The organism is Helicobacter mustelae, from assembly GCF_900476215.1.
Classification (GTDB): domain Bacteria; phylum Campylobacterota; class Campylobacteria; order Campylobacterales; family Helicobacteraceae; genus Helicobacter_H; species Helicobacter_H mustelae.
This window is the reverse complement of record NZ_LS483446.1, coordinates 1439296-1454199: the sequence shown is the minus strand read 5'-3', so window position 1 is coordinate 1454199 and position 14904 is coordinate 1439296. Positions and strand designations below refer to the sequence as shown.

Below are 14904 nucleotides of genomic sequence, written 5' to 3'. Positions count from 1 at the left end.
TGCAAGAAATGCAATGGTTTTCTGCCCCTTTGTTGTTTTTTATATAATGGGAAGAAAATCAATAAGGATTTCTTATGAGTGACTTTGAGAGAGAAAAACAATTTATTATGGAATTGATGCGCAAGATGTTGCAGAGCACAGATGCTCTAGCGGCGGAGTTTTTTGATGCTTTTATCTTGGCTTTGAACAAGCAGGAATGCACCTCCTCCTTGCTCACCCAAATTATCCAAAACAATAAAACCCTTGAGGTCATCAAGGCTTTTTCGCTCTATAATATTTTGCTAAATATCATCCAAGAGCGCTATAACATCAAGACTGCTAAGCCTCTACAAAAGATCGCACAAACCTATGAGGAGCTTATCGCTCAGGGATTTGATCCAGAGGACATCCAAGAAATCATTAACAAAATGGAGTTTTATCCTGTATTCACCGCCCATCCTACAGAATCTCGCAGGCGGACATTTTTGGAAGCACATTATGCCATTAATCGCGATTTGCATAAAATTTTTGAGTTGCATGATGAAGAACTCATAGAAGACATCAATTATCGCTTGCATTTGCTTTGGCGCACCCATTTGGTGCGCAGTCAAAAGCTAGAGGTCTTGTTTGAATTGGATAATTTGCTCTATATCATTGAGACAAGCATCCTAAATAGTGCGCAAAAAACCCTAAACATGCTAAGCGCTCTTTTGCCAAAGCCTCTTAGCAAATCCCCCATACGACTGGGCAGCTGGATTGGTGGGGATCGTGATGGGAATCCATTTGTAAGCAATGAACTCATGACACAAGTTATGAAAACCCAACACAAGCTCCTTATCAATCTTTATATCAAAAAAGTAGAGAAGCTCATTCGTGAGCTCTCCATCTCTCAGGATTTTTGCAATATTTCTGAGGAGCTTTTGAGAAGCATCCAGAGAGAAAAAGAGCATTTAGATAGCTTTAGACTCTATAGCAAAGAGCCCTTTCGCACCAAACTCTTTTTGATCAAAAAGAAACTCCAAAATCGCTTCATAGGCATCAATACCAATTGGAGAGAGGAGTTTGTCTATCATAGTGCCAAGGAATTGCTTGCAGATATTGATTTATTGATAGATAGTGCCCCAGAGCATTGCACGCGCAGTCTCAAAGAGTTTCGAAATCTTGTTTTGTTAGCAGATTTTTCTTTGTTGCATTTGGATTTTCGCGAGCATAAAAGTGTCTTTCAGGAGGCAATTAGCGAGATTTTCTGTCTGCTTGGGATGTGTGATAATGATTTTGGATCCCTTAGCGAAGAGAAAAAAATAGAGATTTTAAATCAAGCGCTAGATTCTCCCAAATCCATTCTCTCTGAGATTTTGCCTAGCCTTAGCAGGGATACGCAAAATGTGATTGAGATTTTTGTCTCCATTGCCTGGGGGAAGCGTCATATCTCAGAAGAGATTCTGCACTCTTTTATCCTTTCTATGACTACAGATGCTAGTGATTTATTGACCATCCTTTGGTTTATCAAGCAAAATAGGCTTTGGATCCCAGGGCAGAGTGCACAGATTGCCATTACTCCATTATTTGAGACAATCCAAGATCTCAAGCATTCCAAAGAGATTCTCCTCACCCTTAGCAAAAATCCTCACTACAGCCTCTATCTCAAGGATTGCGCATCCACTCAGGAAATCATGGTGGGATATTCAGATTCCAGCAAGGATGGGGGGATTTTTGCAAGCAATTACAATCTTCATAGTGCAATCTATGATCTCATCAAGCTTGGCGAGAGCCTAAAGATAACCTTCAAGCTCTTCCATGGCAGGGGTGGGAGCGTGAGCCGTGGGGGTGGGACATTAGAATCTGCTCTGCTTGCCGCACCCCCTAGGAGCGTGAATGGGATGCTCAAGGTCACAGAGCAGGGCGAGATTATTGGCTCTAAATATCTAAGCCCCATGAGTGCGGATTTTAATTTTGCCAATACATTGAGCGCATTGCTCAAAAAATCCTGTCTTGATGCATTTTGCACCCATGACATTGCTCATGATGACTTGGATGCTAAGATGTGTGAGATCACAAGATCTCATAGAGGACAGATGCAAAAAATTTCAGAACAATCCTATCTCAAGTATCGCGAGCTTGTGTATGGGACAGCAGGATTTATGGATTATTTCAAGGCTGCCACCCCTATTGAATTCATTCAGCAGCTCAATCTGGGCTCACGTCCTAGCAAGCGCAAGGACACCGCCAAAGTAGAGGATTTGCGCGCCATTCCTTGGGTGTTTGCCTGGACGCAAAATCGCAGCATTATTCCAGCATGGTATGGTCTTGGCAGCGGTCTCTTGGCAATTGAGGACAAAAACGCATTGCGTCAGTCCTATCTAGAATCAGATTTTTTTCGCGCCACAATTGACAATATTTCTCAAGCCTTTTTGAAGGTGGATTTAGAGATCGCAGGATTTTATAATGCATTTATTGATGATGAGGCCTTGGGGAATAAGATCTGGGGCATGATCGCAGAGGAATATGACAAAACCATGGAATACATTCTATGGATTCGCGATGAAAGTGAGCTGCTTTGCTCTCAGCCAGAGATTAGAAAATCCATTCTCATGCGCAAGCCCACTGTAAATGCACTCAATCTTTTGCAGATTGAACTCATCAAGCGCTATCAAAAATCCCATTATGAAAAACAAAAAACCCGCCTATTAGAGGAGATCCATAGCACCATCATAGGCATCGCTCAGGGCCTGCGTAACACAGGCTAGAGAGCCCTCTTTGGTTTGATTTTTAGCTCTTGTTTTGGTTTGTGGATTTTTAGTGAGGATGATTTTTGACCGTGGGCTGGTTTTTGCTGATAGATCGCCGCCGCTTACTGCTAGGTTGTGGAATGGCTTTTTAGGGGAGAGATTTAATCCTTTTTCTTTTTGAGCATGCGCCTAAGGTTTACATAAAATTTCATCCACTCATCTAGCTCCATGAGTGGGTGCCCACCCCATTTTGTGTTAGGGGGTAGATTTTTGCCTACAGCACCGCGCCCTGCCACCTGCACAAAATCCCCGATATGGATATGCCCGCCTGTGCCTGCCTGCCCACCCATTACGACATTTCTCCCTGTGGTGGTGGATCCTGCAAGCCCTACTTGAGAGACTAGGATGCTGTGGGGTCCAATGACGCAATTATGTCCAATTTGCACAAGGTTATCGATTTTTGCACCTTTTTGGATCTTGGTCTCTCCAAATACCGCGCGATCGATGGTGTTATTTGCTCCAATTTCCACATCATCCTCGATCACCACGCATCCATTATGCTCGATCTTGACATGCTTGCCATCTGTGGTATGCGCATAGCCAAAGCCATCGCTCCCAATGACGCTGCCTGCATGGATATTGACGCGATTGCCAATGATGGTATCACGATAAATGACGACATTGGGATAGATCTTGCAGTCCTCACCAATGATTACATGATCGCTAATCACCACTCCTGGCATAATCAAAGAATTTGCACCAATGCGAATATTTTTGCCCAGATAAACATTTGGCATGATTTTCGCGCTGGGATGGATGCAAGCATCCTCACCCTCATCCAAAAATTCCCCTTTGGCAAAAAAATGTGAGATTTGAGCAAAGGCAAGATGGGGGTTTGGCGTGATGATGGCTTGTATATGCGTGGGCACAAGATTTGAGAATTCTTGGCGGATTAGCACAGCCCCTGCTTTGGAGTCATTGAGATCCTTGAGGTATTGTTTTTGTTCGATGTAGCTTAATTGTTTTTCGTTGGCTTCCTGCAGTGGGGCGATGCCCATGAGCTCAAAATCATGTGTCAATGTAGCAGAAATATTGATTTTTGAAAGAATTTGGGAGAGTTTCATGTTCATCCTTTGATATTTCGAGCCGATTTTATCATTTCCAAGAAAATGCCCACATCCAGCGAAGCTCCGCCAATGAGCACCCCATCGACATTTGGGATTTGCAGGATTTGAGTGATGTTTTCAGCCCGCACGCTTCCACCATAGAGCAGGGGGCGTGGGCAGAGTTTTTTGATAAATTCATGAGTGCTCTGTATTTGCCTAGCATCAGCGCTTACGCCTGTGCCAATGGCCCAGATGGGCTCATAAGCAATGGTGAGCCCTTCATAATTGACATCAATTCCCTCAAATTGGCTTTTTAGAAAGTGTCTAATAGCATCCTCACCTGCTTGGCGCACCTCTAAGCTTTCTCCGATGCAATAAAAAATATGAAAACCCTGTGCCCTAAAAAATTCAAATTTTTGTGCGCAAAACTCCTGGCTTTCTTGGAGGATGTTCCTGCGTTCGCTATGTCCGATGAGAAGGTGATGGATTTTTAGATCTTGCAGGGCTTCTAGGGTGATTTCACCAGTAAATGCCCCATTTTTTGCAGGATAGGCATTCTGTGCCCCGATAAAAAACCTCTGCTCCTCCACTCCTTCTAATCCGAAAAATGGTGCAAAGACATACACAGAATCTTTTGCATCTAGGCTGGCATTGAGCTTCTTGTAATACTCTGCAATTTTGCTTTTTGTCAAATTGCTTTTAAAATTCCCAGCAATAATCTTTCCCATGTCATCCCTCTTTTTTTGCCAAGCATTGTAGCAAAAACAAAAAAATTCCCTCTTTTGGATTTATGCGATCGTGCAATAAAGCGCAATGAGAATGAATTAAAAAAAAGGCTTTAGGAAAAATCTAGCGGATCTATATCGATGGAAAAATCATACTGAGATTGGAGATGTTGCAAAAGCCTCAAGGTAGGGATTTGGTGATGGATGCGCAGTAAAATATGATGGCGATAAACATTTGCGATTTTTTCGATGCGATTTTTTTCTGCGCCAATGATTTGGAAATCTTGTGTGCTGTGAGCCTGCAAGTTCTGCAAGACCTTCCCCAAGTTCTGCAAGACCTTCCCCTCTTCTTTGTCTTGGAAATGCAAGAGTGCGAGTTTTTTGAAAGGGGGGTAGAGGTTTTTTCGTAAATCTAACTCATGCAATAAAAAATCCTCATAATCCTGGAGAAATTCAGAGAAAAAATTGGCATTGAGTGTTTGGATAATTACGCATCCATCACTCTTCCTCCCACTTCTTCCTGCGACTTGATAAAGCAGATTTAGCGCCTTTTCATTGCAGCGAAAATCCGGACTCTTTAGGATGTAATCCAGCTCCAAAATCACTGCCAGGCTCACTTTGGGATAATCATGCCCCTTTGCAATCATCTGCGTGCCAATCAAAATATCAATCTCTTCTTTTTTGAGGGCCTTGAGCAGGGATTTTATCTGTCTATCTGTACTGGCATGATCCCTATCAAAGATGCCAATGCGCGCATTTGGTAGATGATTTTGCAGCTCTAGTTTTAGCTGTGCGCTGCCAATTCTCTGCGAGAGGAAATCCGCCCCGCCACAACTAGGGCAAAATTGTGGAATGCTCTTACTAAAACCACAATAATGGCAGAGCAGGGCTTGTTTTTTGTGATGCACGCTCATAGCCACACTGCATTGCTCACAAAGGATGCTCTCTCCACATGTTTGGCAGAGCAGGGTTTTGAAATTGGCGCGCGTGGGGATGAAAATCATGCTTTGCTTTTTGGCCTCTAGATTTTTTTGTAGCGCTTCTAAAAGCATGGGACTTGGGATCTGGGTGCTAGGGTCAAAGAGGAATGTTTTTTTTGTCTGGAAATGTCCGCCCTTGAGGCGAAAGATGCGGGAGCGATTTTTTGCGATGAGATAGCTTGAGGGGCAGGGTGTGGCAGAGGAGAGGATGATTCTTAAATCCTTGCTAGCCAAGAAGATGCAGAGATCCTTAGCATTGTATAGGGGTTTATTTTGGGATTTGTAGGCATCATCATGCTCTTCATCCACGATGATTTGTCCAAGATTTACCAGGGGTAAAAACAGCGCACTGCGCGCACCAGCAATGATTTTTGCCTTTTGGCTTTGGATTTTTCCTAGATTTTCCCTGCGCTTTTTGGTGCCAAGCTTGCTATGCCACAATACAAAAATCTCTCCAAATGCCTCCTTCAATCTCCGCTCCATCTGTGGAGTGAGGGAGATCTCTGGCATGAGTAAAAGCGTAGTTTTTCCCTCTTTTAGCTTTTCATCTATGAGGTGAAAAAAAATCTCTGTCTTTCCGCTGCCTGTATCGCCAAAAAGCAGACTCAAGCAATCTTTTTGACAAAAATCCAGTGCTAGTTTTTGTCTGGGATTGAGATCATGGAGCCTAGGCTGGCTCTGATCTTCTAGCGTGCTAGCAGATGTGGCGCCATCAAGCCCAGACTTATTTTTGGATAGGCATGGAGTTTCTTTGGGAGGCATGTTGGTGCAAATTTGGCTGGCAGTTTCTGGGGGATTTGGCATGTGTTGAGCCTCTGTGTCATCAAATCCACCACAATCCTGCACAAAATCCCCGCTCACAGCTCTGCTTATGCTATTTAAATCTCTTATATCACTAAAATCATCTGTAGTGGGATCCAGCGGGGTGAGGATGCCAAAGCTCTCCCCATAGCTAGCGCAATAATACTGCGCGATGAATTTGCCTAGTTTTTTTTGTATGGGTGTGAAATGTAGTGGACTTTTTTGCAGGGTTTTGCAGGGAAATTCTGGTTTTTCTACCTCGCAGATGATGATGCCAAGCCTTGTTTGCTTGCGCAAGGGGATATGAATGATGTCAAAAGCCTCGCAGGGAGTGGGGGATGCGTAGGTGAGATAGGGAGCACTAGATTTCAGAGACGCAGTTAGGTAATAGTGCATGGATTTTTTCTAAGATTTGGGAGATTTTTTGGCTCATTTGTTGGTTTTCTTGGATTTTGCTGATGTAGGCTTTTAGGATTTGATCGATGGTAATAGTTTTGTTTTCAAAAAAATCAATGAGTTCTTTTTGTGTGGGGGCATCAAAATTTTGCAACTCAAGCTCAAAGCATTTCTCTGCAACTTGTATGTGAATTTTTTTATACATTCTGCAAAACGCTTTGGACCTTATCGACGAGCTTTTGGAGCTGGGAATCTTTTTGGGCGATCTGCTCATAGAGCTGAGAAATCTGGCGGTCTTTTTCTTCATTCTGGGTGGTGAGAGTGGAGATTTTGAGCCGCAGACCTTGGATCTCTGTGCGCTGGCTTTGGATCACTTGGAGCATTTCTTGGATTTTTTCATCCAATTGAGTGAGGAGCATGATCTTTCCTTGTCTTGATGGGGGATTATAACAAAATTGTGTAATTAGAGTCCGCCAAAGCGTCGATTTTTTTGGCGGTAGGAAGCGATGATTTGCTCGAGTTCGCGCGTGCTAAATTCTGGCCAATAGGTGGGCGTGAAGAAGAGTTCTGCATAGCTAATCTGCCAAAGCAAAAAATTGCTAATGCGCTGCTCTCCCCCTGTGCGGATGAGCAAATCCACATCAGGGATCCCGCGGGTATCTAGCCTGGCATTCAATTCTTCTTCGAGATTTTCTAGATTTTGCGGCGGGGAGAGGAGGAGGTCTTTGAGTGCTCGTGTAATCTCATCTCTGCTTCCATAATTGAGCGCAAGGATTTGGGTGAGGCTTTTGTTGTTTTGTGTGAGGGATTGGAGCTCATAGATTTTTTCTTTGAGCGAGAGGTCAAATGCCTCGATGTTTCCAATGGCCTTGAAGCAAATGTCATGGTCAAGGTAGGTTTGCTTTTCTTTTTCTAGATATTGGGCTAGAAGCTTCATGAGATAGCGCACCTCTGTTTTTGGGCGTTTCCAGTTTTCTGTGGAGAATGCATAGAGGGTGAGGTAGGTAATGGCATTTTTTGCACACCAGGTTGTGATCTCACGCACGACATTGGTGCCGGCTTTATGGCCTTCTTTGCGGGGTTTTTTGCGCTCCTTAGCCCAGCGTCCATTTCCATCCATGATGATTGCAAGATGACAGAGAGAATTCATAGCTTCTGGCTTTATGACAGCAGACTTTTATTGTGCTGTGCTAGGGATTTTTGCGTCTTGATGCCCAGGGTTTTGAGCTGTTCAAAGCGCGTGGAGAGATTCCCGCTCCCAGAGATGAGCTTATTATCTAGACCATCTGCTGATTTTTGCAAGCTGTTTAGATGGCGCTTCATTTCTTCAAAATTTTGCACGATGCCACAGAATTTGTCATAAAATTTCCCAATTTCCTCAAAGGCTTTGGAGATATTTTCATCGCGGCGGATATTAAGCCAGGTGAGATTGATGGTCTTTAATGCCATGAATAGCGTGTGGGGCGTGGTGAGATAGACCTCTTGATTGTAGGCATATTGATAGAGGGAGGGGTCTTTGTCTAGTGCTAGGTCCAAGAGATTTTGATAGGGGATGAATAACAAAACAAAGCTATAGTCCCCGAGTTGTTTGTAGGGTTTTTTGGCAAGCTCATCAATGCGTGCGCGCAGATTTTGAGAGAGTTCACCACCCACCCCATCATCAAGTCTTTGAAAATCCAGATTGCTGGGCAGGGAGAATTTTGCATCCACAATCACGCTTTTATCTCGCTCTAGATAAATGATTGCATCAGGCACATAGCGTGCATTCTCCCATTTCAGGGATTCTTGGAGCTTGTATTGCTCTCCTTTCACTAGCCCGCTGTTTTCAAGGACATTTTTTAGTTGGATTTCTCCAAAATTCCCACGGATTTTTTTGTCTCCCTTGAGGATGTTGGCAAGATTGTTTGCATTGTCGCTGATATTTTTGGAAAAATCAAAGACCTGTCGGATTTGCTGGCCTAGGATTACTTCATTCTCACCCAGGCGCTTCTCATAGGATTTGATTCTTTCTTTGAGTGGGTCAAAGATTTCACTAAGGATTTTTTTGGAATCCTCGTTGATGAGATTTTTATTTTGGGCAAGCAGGCTTTGGTTTTGCTCCTGGATATTTTTGTGCAGTTCCTCTTTGAGCGTAGTGATATTGTTTTGGTATTGGGCCCTTAATTCTGTGATTTGGGCATGATAATCTTCTTTTTGTTCGCGAGTGCGCAATTCATAAGAGCTTTGTAACTCTAAAATTTTCTCTTCTTTTGCCTGAAGTTGTGTTTGCAAAATACTGACTTGCTCCTTGAGTTTGTGGAAATTTTCTCTGCATTCTAGGTTTTGGTTTTGTAGATTTGTGTTTTCTTTTTCTAGAGCGGTATTTTGTGCGCTCTTTGCATTGAGCGCAGATCTGAGCATATAGGCATAAAAAGCTAGCCCCACAAGGAAAAGGAGTGAGATTGCCAAGGCGATGAGCAAAGGCATCATTTTGCCACGAGCACTGAGATGGGAGATGCGTTGACAAAGCTGTCTTGATGGGAGTTGAAAATGCGATGCAGAAAGGAAGATTCGCTAGCCCCAATGATGAGTAATTCATAATCGCGTGCTGCCTCTAATACCTTGTCGATAGGATCTCCATTTTTTAGGATTTTTTTGCAGGAAAAGCCCAATTCATAAAAAGCATGCGCGAATTCTTGCAAGATTTTTTGGCCTTCTTCTTGTTCTTTTTCCTCGATCATTTCATAATCAATAATGCCGCTTTCTGTGTGGATGATGGTCTCAGGAATCACATGCAAAAGCGTGATTTCTAGACTTTCTTTTTGATCTCCAAAGAGCCTTGCTATGGTGTTGATGGCCTGTCTGCATTCCTCGGTATCATGCACTCCAAAAAGTATGTTTTTCATTCTGACTCCTTGAGATGATTTTGATATTCTACCCAAAAGCCTGCGATTCTTAAGAGGTATTTACATCCAATCCAAGATCTTGGTCACCTCTGCGACTTCAAAGCATTTAATGGCTGTTTTTGTCTTGGGTCTTTTGGCAAGAATTGCATTTTTGAATCCGTAATTCTCCATTTCTTTGAGACGCATGTCCATATTGCTTACCTCGCGAATGTCGCCAATCAAACTCACTTCTCCAATGAATGCTACATCATGATTGAGGGGGCGATTTTTGAAGCTAGAGAGTATGCTTGCAATCACTGCTAAATCCGCACTTGTCTCAGTGATCTTGATGCCTCCAGTGACATTGATGAAGACATCATAGCGATTGAGTGGGATTTCTAGCTTTTTTTCTAGCAATGCCAAAAGCATATTCAAGCGATTGGTATCAAACCCAGTAGCAGAGCGCTTGGGGGTGGCAAAGCTACTCTCACTCACAAGGGCTTGGATCTCTAGCACCAGGGCCCTGGAGCCTTCAAGAAGGATGGTGATGGCACTTCCTGCGGCCTTGCTCTTGGCAGAAAAAAAGAGCCTAGAGGCATTTTTGGCGCTGACTAATCCATCATTTTTCATCTCAAAAATCCCCACATCACTGGTAGCACCAAAGCGATTTTTAAAACCCCGCAGTAATCGCAATTCCCTGCTGGGATCGCCTTCAAAATAAAGTACGCAATCTACCATATGCTCTAGCACCCTGGGACCTGCGATATTCCCCTCTTTGGTGATATGCCCGATGATGAAAATGGCAATTTCATATTCTTTGGCAAGGCGCATGAGCTCAAAGGTAATCTCTCGCACCTGTGAGACAGACCCAGGGGCAGAGAGGATCTGGGAGGAAAAAATCGTCTGAATGGAATCAATGATGCAAATCTCATATTTTTTGCTCACAAGTTGGGTTTTGATCGCGCTTAATTCAATTTCATTGAGCAAAAAAAGATTTTCATGCACGCAAGAGAGGCGATCTGCGCGCATGCGAATTTGCCCAGCACTCTCCTCTCCGCTCACATAAAGCACATTTTTTCCCATTTGGGCTAGCCCTCCAGAGACCTTGAGCAAAAGCGTGGATTTCCCCACTCCTGGACTGCCTCCGATGAGATAAAGCCCACCTTTGACGATCCCTCCGCCAAGCACGATATCAAACTCCTCTTGTGTGGAGGTGAATTTCTCTACACTCTCATAGGCTACCTCTGTGATGGGAGTAGCACTGCTTTTTTTGCCTTGCAAAGAGGGGTTTTTGAGGCTTTCAATTTCACTAGCCTTGAGTTCAACAAAACTCTCCCAGGAGTCGCAATTGCTGCATTTACCAAGCCATTTTGAGCTTTGAGCGCCACAATGCTGACATTCAAAGAGCGTGATTTTTTTTGCCACTATTTGACCTCAAAAATAGAATCTAGCAATTTGTTAATAAAATCTTTTTGGTCAAAATCTAGCAGATCCTCAGCCCTCTCTCCCACACCAATAGCAATAATGGGGAGTTTGAGTGCATGAATGATGCTCAAAATCGCCCCGCCCTTGCTTGTGCCATCAAGCTTGGTGAGAATCACCCCATCCACCTTTAGCATTTCATGAAAAATTTTTGCTTGATTGATGCTAGAGCTCCCCTGTGTTCCATCTAGTATCAGGATTTTGCGATAGGGCTCATTATTGAGAGCCTTGGAGCAGACTCTAGTGATTTTTAGCAATTCATTTTTGAGATTGGTTTGATTGTGCAGACGTCCTGCGGTATCAATGATGATGTGATCCATTTTTCTGGCACTTCCTGCGTTGATGGTGTCATAGGCTAGTGCGCTGGGGTCACTTCCATATTGTGTGCTGATGATGTCCACACTGATTTTTTCACTCCAAAGTTTTAGTTGATCGATTGCAGCTGCGCGGAAGGTATCCCCTGCACCAAGCAATACCTTTTTCCCAGAATCTTTATAGCGTTTTGCAAGCTTTGCGATTGTGGTGGTTTTGCCTGCGCCATTTACTCCGATGATAAGCTCTACAAGGGGCTTGGTGGGGATGTCTTTGAGGGAGACTTTGTCATAATAGCTCTCTCCGCGAAAAAAGCGATCTAGCCCCACTTCTAGCTGATTCCTCGTGATATTTTGAGGCAGGTGCTGCAGTAACTGTTCAATGACCTCATAATCCACATCTGCTTCGATCAAAACCTCTTCTAGGAGCTCTTTTTCTATTTGTTGTTTGGCTCCACCTCCCAAAAAATTGCTGATATTTTGTGCGGTTTTTTTAAAAAAATCAAACATTTTTTTCCTTTTTTATAAGTGATTTAGATCATGCATAAACATCTCCTGCACCACGCTGCCCTCATAATACTGGACCTTCTGGCCATTTTTATCATAGAGTACGAGAAAGGGTAGCCCCAGGATTGGGTAGGGTGTTTTTTGCTCAGAATGTTGTTGCGTGTTTTGTGCAGTGTTTTTGAGGGTGTTTTGAGTTGGTGTTGCTAGAGAGTGTTGCGAGGTGGAATTTTGTGCCAGAGCATTTTGATTTGGGTCTATAGCCTGGGAATTTTGCTCCTCTAGCTCTGCATTTTGTGCGAGAATTTTTGAAAAATCCGCGCGCAGAGATTTTCCATCCATGGGATTGAGGATGGGGAAATGAATCTTATAATCCTGGGCAAATTTTTGCAGAATTTTAGGATCTTTATGCGTGTCCAATACCCCAATGACACGCAGATCTTTGTAGTCTTTTTGGAGATTTTCTAGTACATCAATATAGGCCTGATAGCTTTTATCATCCAAATCAAACACAAATAAAAGTGTGTTTTTCGCACTCTTTTGTGAGTTTTTCTGCGTTTCTGGTTTTTGCACTCCGCCATAGCGCAAGGAGAGATGAAAAAAATCGCTTTGGATTTGGATGGTTTTTTGCCCCAGGTCCTGGAATTGGTATTTTTTAAGATTTTTTTTGTGTGGATTGCAGCCCGTGAATAGAGAAAAAAGCAGGGTCGCTATAAGCCATTTTTTCATCAATTACTTCTTGCCAAATATTTGTAAAATTATAACAATGAAAAGCTTCAAAAATCAAGTTTTTGCAAGCTTGCAAGGGGCTTTGAGCACCATAAATATTTGGGCTATTAGCAAAATCATCACAGGCAAAAAACCAAAGGCAAGGCATGCAGGAGAAAAAAAAGCATTTTCGAGCAGAGTGCAGGGCAAGATTGCGACGTGAGAGGCTAGGCTATCATGCACAAAAAACTGCCATCAATCAAGAGATTTGCTCCTTGCTCAAAAATCTTGGGGCCAAAAAAATCCTGCTGTATTATCCCTTGAGAAGCGAGGTGGATCTAAGGCCCACTCTCTTTGCGCTGAAAAAACAAAGGGGCATTAAGGTTTTCCTGCCCAAAATCGCAAAAATTAGCTTTGATGTTGTAAGATTTTCTCTCCCTTTGCAAAAGAATTCCTATGGAATCTTGGAATGCAACACGCGAAGGGTTTCTTGCAAACTTGATGCCATGGTCGTGCCCATTTTGGGCATGGATGGCAACTTTGCGCGCGTTGGCTTTGGAAAGGGGATGTATGATCGCTTTTTTGCAAGCCTCAAAAAGAAGCCAAAAGTTATTTTTATCGCCAAAAAATTCTATTTTTCAAAAGATATAATTACGCAGGATTTTGATATCCAGGGTGATTATTTTATTTCCAGTTTCTATAAAATCAAAAAGGCAAAGAATGTTAAGTTACCTGATTATCAGCTCTTTGGGCGTAGGCCTATTTGTGGGGATTATCACTTTTTTTGTCGTAAAAAGGCTCTACCACTCTAATAGAGATTTCATCATCGATCAAGCCAGAGCCAAGGCCAAGGCCATTGAGTTTGAGGCTACCACCTTGCTACAGAAGCAAAATCTAAAGCTCAAGGAGCAGGAGATGGAGCTAAGAGAGCAGTTTGAAGAAAAATCCTCTTCCATCATCAAAGAATACGAAGACAAGCTCTCCCGTCTAAAAGACAAGGAATACCAGATTTCCCAAAAAAGTCGAAGCGATAGATTGTTTTTGGAGCAGGAACAAGATCGACTTGCTAACCTCAAAAATAAGCTCTTGCACCAAGAAGTCGAATACAAAAAACTCATCAAGGATTGTGAGGAATACTCTAAAGCAATGCTTGAGACCCTAAGCTCCTACACCCAGCTCACACAAGAGGAAGCCAAGCATATCCTTCTTGACCAACTTCAAAAAGAACTTATTATTGAGCAGGCTCGTTTCATCAAGCGCTCTGAGCGCGAAGCCATGGAGCAGGCAAAAAAGCGTGCAAATTATATCATCGCCCAGGCTATTAGTCGCTATGCTGGGGAATTTGCCACAGAAAAACTCATCAATGTGGTTCATTTGCCCAATGATGAAATCAAGGGCAAAATCATTGGCAAGGAAGGGCGGAATATCAAGACTTTTGAAATGATTACTGGAGTGGATGTGATTATTGATGATACTCCTGGGATGGTTATTTTGAGTAATTTCAATCTTTATCGTCGTGCTATTGCAGTGCGAACCATGGAGCTGCTAATCCAAGATGGCAGAATCCAGCCTGCCAATATCGAAGAAATCTATAAAAAAGTCTCGCAGGAAATGGAAAATCTTGTATTAGAAGAGGGGCAAAAAGTTGTCATTGATTTGGGACTCAATAATATCCATCCTGAAATCCAGCGTCTCATTGGAAAGCTAAAATATCGCGCGAGCTTTGGCCAAAATGCCCTGGGGCATTCCATCGAGGTGGCCAAGCTTGCAAGGCTTATGGCTGCAGAGCTCGGTGCAGATGAAGATTTGGCTTGCCGTGCGGGGCTCTTGCATGATATTGGCAAGGTTTTCACCCAAGAGAGTGGCAATCATGTAACTCGAGGCGCTGATGTTTGCAAGCGTTATAACGAGCATCCTGTGGTAATCAATGCCATTCTTTCTCATCATGGTGATGAGGAGGCCACAAGCATAGAATCTGCCCTTGTTTGCGCAGCAGATGCTATTAGTGCGGGGCGTCCTGGTGCGCGCAAAGAGGTGTTAGAAAACTTCTTAAACCGCATGCAGGATATTGAAAAGATTGCTGCACAAAAATTTGGCGTCAAGCAGGCTTATGCTATTAGTGCGGGTCGGGAGGTCCGCGTGATTGCTAGGGCAGATTTGTTGAGTGATGAGGGCGCAGTGGTGCTTGCGCGCGAGATTGCAAGAGACATTGAATCCACCCTCCAATATCCTGGCGAGATTAAAGTCAATGTGATCCGCGAGACGCGATCTGTGGATTTTGCAAGATGAAAGAAGATGACACCGCCTCTAAAAAATCCA

At 43.3% G+C, this 14904-nt stretch carries 14 protein-coding genes; 3 read left to right on the top strand and 11 right to left on the bottom strand.

Annotated features, from left to right (window positions below):
- Window positions 1-74: 74 nt before the first annotated feature.
- Complete coding sequence (locus DQN48_RS07030; protein WP_013023659.1) at window positions 75-2726, top strand: phosphoenolpyruvate carboxylase; 2652 nt, start codon at window positions 75-77, stop codon at window positions 2724-2726.
- Window positions 2727-2869: 143 nt separating this feature from the next.
- Here the strand turns inward: DQN48_RS07030 and lpxD are convergent, their stop codons facing one another.
- The 11 genes from lpxD to DQN48_RS06975 form a co-directional block, all read right to left on the bottom strand.
- Window positions 2870-3832: a UDP-3-O-(3-hydroxymyristoyl)glucosamine N-acyltransferase gene (lpxD, locus tag DQN48_RS07025; RefSeq protein WP_013023658.1), complete on the bottom strand. Its 963-nt coding sequence runs from the start codon at window positions 3830-3832 to the stop codon at window positions 2870-2872.
- Window positions 3833-3834: 2 nt separating this feature from the next.
- Complete coding sequence (locus DQN48_RS07020) at window positions 3835-4542, bottom strand: triose-phosphate isomerase (RefSeq protein WP_013023657.1); 708 nt, start codon at window positions 4540-4542, stop codon at window positions 3835-3837.
- A 110-nt stretch (window positions 4543-4652) separates the two neighbouring features.
- Window positions 4653-6716 (bottom strand): replication restart helicase PriA, encoded by a 2064-nt coding sequence (gene priA / locus DQN48_RS07015; RefSeq protein WP_013023656.1) that lies wholly within the window; start codon window positions 6714-6716, stop codon window positions 4653-4655.
- Window positions 6682-6921, bottom strand: coding sequence for a hypothetical protein (locus DQN48_RS07010; protein ID WP_013023655.1), 240 nt, complete (start codon window positions 6919-6921; stop codon window positions 6682-6684). Before DQN48_RS07010 ends, priA begins: the two co-directional genes overlap by 35 nt.
- The gene (locus tag DQN48_RS07005; RefSeq protein ID WP_013023654.1) at window positions 6914-7135 is read right to left on the bottom strand and encodes a hypothetical protein; all 222 of its coding nucleotides are present in this window, start codon (window positions 7133-7135) and stop codon (window positions 6914-6916) included. The genes DQN48_RS07010 and DQN48_RS07005 overlap by 8 nt, the downstream gene beginning before the upstream one ends.
- Before the next feature lie 44 nt (window positions 7136-7179).
- Window positions 7180-7866, bottom strand: coding sequence for a di-trans,poly-cis-decaprenylcistransferase (locus tag DQN48_RS07000; RefSeq protein WP_013023653.1), 687 nt, complete (start codon window positions 7864-7866; stop codon window positions 7180-7182).
- An 11-nt stretch (window positions 7867-7877) separates the two neighbouring features.
- Window positions 7878-9185: a DNA recombination protein RmuC gene (rmuC, locus tag DQN48_RS06995; RefSeq protein ID WP_231843987.1), complete on the bottom strand. Its 1308-nt coding sequence runs from the start codon at window positions 9183-9185 to the stop codon at window positions 7878-7880.
- On the bottom strand, window positions 9182-9601 hold the full coding sequence (locus tag DQN48_RS06990; protein WP_013023651.1) for a universal stress protein: 420 nt from the start codon (window positions 9599-9601) through the stop codon (window positions 9182-9184). Before DQN48_RS06990 ends, rmuC begins: the two co-directional genes overlap by 4 nt.
- A 60-nt stretch (window positions 9602-9661) precedes the next feature.
- Complete coding sequence (gene radA, locus DQN48_RS06985; RefSeq protein ID WP_013023650.1) at window positions 9662-11005, bottom strand: DNA repair protein RadA; 1344 nt, start codon at window positions 11003-11005, stop codon at window positions 9662-9664.
- The gene (ftsY, locus tag DQN48_RS06980; protein WP_013023649.1) at window positions 11005-11883 is read right to left on the bottom strand and encodes a signal recognition particle-docking protein FtsY; all 879 of its coding nucleotides are present in this window, start codon (window positions 11881-11883) and stop codon (window positions 11005-11007) included. The genes radA and ftsY overlap by 1 nt, the downstream gene beginning before the upstream one ends.
- A 12-nt stretch (window positions 11884-11895) precedes the next feature.
- Window positions 11896-12606: a TlpA family protein disulfide reductase gene (locus DQN48_RS06975; RefSeq protein WP_013023648.1), complete on the bottom strand. Its 711-nt coding sequence runs from the start codon at window positions 12604-12606 to the stop codon at window positions 11896-11898.
- A 146-nt stretch (window positions 12607-12752) separates the two neighbouring features.
- Here DQN48_RS06975 and DQN48_RS06970 point away from each other — a divergent pair, with 146 nt between their 5' ends.
- Together DQN48_RS06970 and rny are read left to right on the top strand one after the other, a co-directional pair.
- Entirely contained in the window at window positions 12753-13397 is a 645-nt protein-coding gene (locus DQN48_RS06970) for a 5-formyltetrahydrofolate cyclo-ligase (protein WP_111713516.1), read from the top strand.
- Window positions 13306-14874 carry a ribonuclease Y gene (gene rny, locus DQN48_RS06965; RefSeq protein WP_111713515.1) on the top strand — a complete coding sequence of 523 codons (1569 nt, stop codon included), beginning with the start codon at window positions 13306-13308 and terminating at the stop codon, window positions 14872-14874. The genes DQN48_RS06970 and rny overlap by 92 nt, the downstream gene beginning before the upstream one ends.
- Window positions 14875-14904: the final 30 nt, after the last annotated feature.